Source organism: uncultured Veillonella sp. (genome assembly GCF_900545205.1).
Taxonomy (GTDB): domain Bacteria; phylum Bacillota; class Negativicutes; order Veillonellales; family Veillonellaceae; genus Veillonella.
Window position 1 is genome coordinate 1 of sequence record NZ_UQYC01000126.1, and the last position, 2395, is coordinate 2395.

Here is a 2395-nt window from a genome sequence, read left to right on the forward strand (position 1 = left end):
TAGTAGCATTGTATATTGTTCTTATTTATCTAACCCAAGGAATTTCCTTCGGTGCGTACCAAATTCGTATAGCTACATCTTTATATGCACTTGCTTATGCCTTTCCGTTCTTAATCGTTCCTATGGGCATAGGTAACCTCATTTCTAATTTCTTGTTCGGGGGCCTTGGCATCCTTGATATGGTAGGGGGCTTTGGTGTTGGTATTTTGACGACTGGTATCATCGTATTGATGCGCCGTGCTGGACTTAGCGCGTGGTGGGCGATGCTGCCAATCATCTTAGTACCTGCATTATGCGTACCATTGTGGCTTAGCCCACTCGTAGGTGTTCCGTACTGGGCATTGGTGATCAATTTATTGATTGGTCAAACAATCTCAGGCATCGTAGGTGCTACATTGGTGAAAACTCTCGCATCTCGTCGTACAGTAGCCGCTTTGATGAACGCCATTAAATAACTACATAACATATAACATAAAAGGCTCTATAATAAATGTTGGGGTGACACCACTACGGTGTCACTTCCAACATTATTTTTTTGCAAAAAAATAAGCATATAAGGCTCACATGCTTTACAATAAAAGTGTCAAAGTCCTAAAGAAAGGATGTGAGCTTATATGCCTACTACTGATTATACTGAATTTTTACATAATGTAAAACAAGAATATATTACAAATAGCTATGAATTAGACGGAATATTTATTTTTGACATAGAATTACCAGCAACATCACATATTTGCCCAAAGTGTGGAGAAACCACAAAGCATATTAAGGATTACCGCATACGTACTGTAAAGTTTGGAAAAGTACAACGAGGTCCACTAATTGGAAAATACAGACAGCGTCGGTATATTTGTCCGCATTGTGGTCATTCTTTTGCTGAAAGCAATCCATTTGTACGAAAACATATGCAACTAAGTGTAACTAATATTAGAATGCTATTTGATAAACTTACTGAAAGTGTAACCTATACAGCTATTGCTAACGAGTGTGATACATCTATTACTACAGTATTACGTTATTGCTCTATGATCACTATACCTAAGCCCAAGACCTTACCCACTGTGATTGGTATTGATGAGTTTAAAGGAAATGCAGAAGGCTACCAATACCAAGTTAATTTAACTAATCCAGATACACATGAAATATTAGATATTTTACCGAAACGTGATACGCAAGCATTAATCCACTATTTTGCATCATTTAAACATAAGGATCGCCTACAAGTTAAGTTTATTGTAATGGATATGTCCATACAATTTAAGCGCATCATGGAGGCGCTATTTCCACATGCGCATATTATCTGTGATCGATACCATGTATGTCGACTTGTAGATTGGGCGGTAGAGCGAGTTAGAAAGCGTGAGCAACATAAACTGGCTGCTTATTCACGTATGTTAAAACAGAATCGACGTGTACTAATGAAGCATCCAGACCATTTAACGGAAGCCGAACATATTAAACTATGTGAAATACTCAGAATATCTGATGATTTACGAAAAGCATATGCTTTAAAACTTTCTTTTAGAAAAATCTTTTCAATCTATGGTAAACAAAGAATAGCTGCACATTTAACGCATTGGTTGGAATTAGTAAAAGCATCTGGCTTAAATGAATTTAATAACTTCTTTACATCATTTCCTGCATGGATGACGCAATTAACTAATGCATTCTTACTTCCATATTCTAATGGATACACAGAAGGAACTAACAACAAAATTAAAGTATTAAAACGGATAAGCTATGGACTTCGCCACTTTGGTAGATTTAGAGTACGTATTCTACTTTTGAGCAAAAAGAATGGCACCAACCATAACTATGATTGGTGCCAAAGAAGACTCGTAGGGTGAATACCCCAACATTTGACAGAGAGCCATTATTAATACTAAGAACTCTACTCGTAGTGGGTAGGGTTCTTTTTTTGAAAGTAATAATCTCCAAATAGTGACTAAACTCACAGGGGATACACCTATATACTATGGTATAATAAATTGATAAATTTAGATGATTTGTTCCCATAAGAAGAGAAGGAGTTTATGGCTGAAGGTAAGATTATTGCCATCTCGATTAGCGAGAAAAAAGGGCAAAAGAAACATAATATTGAATCTGCCAATCTCATCGTAGATCACGGCATGGAAGGCGATGCACACGCAGGTAATTGGCATCGCCAAATTAGTTTGCTCGGCATTAAAAGTATTGAGCATATGCGCGATAAGGGGGCCGATGTAAAACCTGGAGATTTTGCTGAAAATATCACCGTCGAAGGCATTGTATTGTATGATTTACCGGTCGGTACGAAATTACAACTAGGTCCTGAGGTGTTATTAGAGGTCACACAAATTGGTAAAGAATGCCATCATGGCTGCGAAATTATGAAACAAGTTGGATCTTGTATTAT

Annotated in this window: 3 protein-coding genes; all 3 read left to right on the forward strand. The window is 37.2% G+C overall.

Annotation, left to right across the window (positions count from 1 at the left end; translation table 11 throughout):
- On the forward strand, positions 1-455 hold a 455-nt coding region (locus QZR70_RS08875; RefSeq protein ID WP_295794599.1), incomplete at its 5' end, for a QueT transporter family protein.
- Positions 456-614: 159 nt separating this feature from the next.
- Positions 615-1847 (forward strand): ISL3 family transposase, encoded by a 1233-nt coding sequence (locus QZR70_RS08880; RefSeq protein WP_005380819.1) that lies wholly within the window; start codon positions 615-617, stop codon positions 1845-1847.
- Positions 1848-2033: 186 nt separating this feature from the next.
- On the forward strand, positions 2034-2395 hold a 362-nt coding region (locus QZR70_RS08885; protein WP_295794601.1), incomplete at its 3' end, for an MOSC domain-containing protein.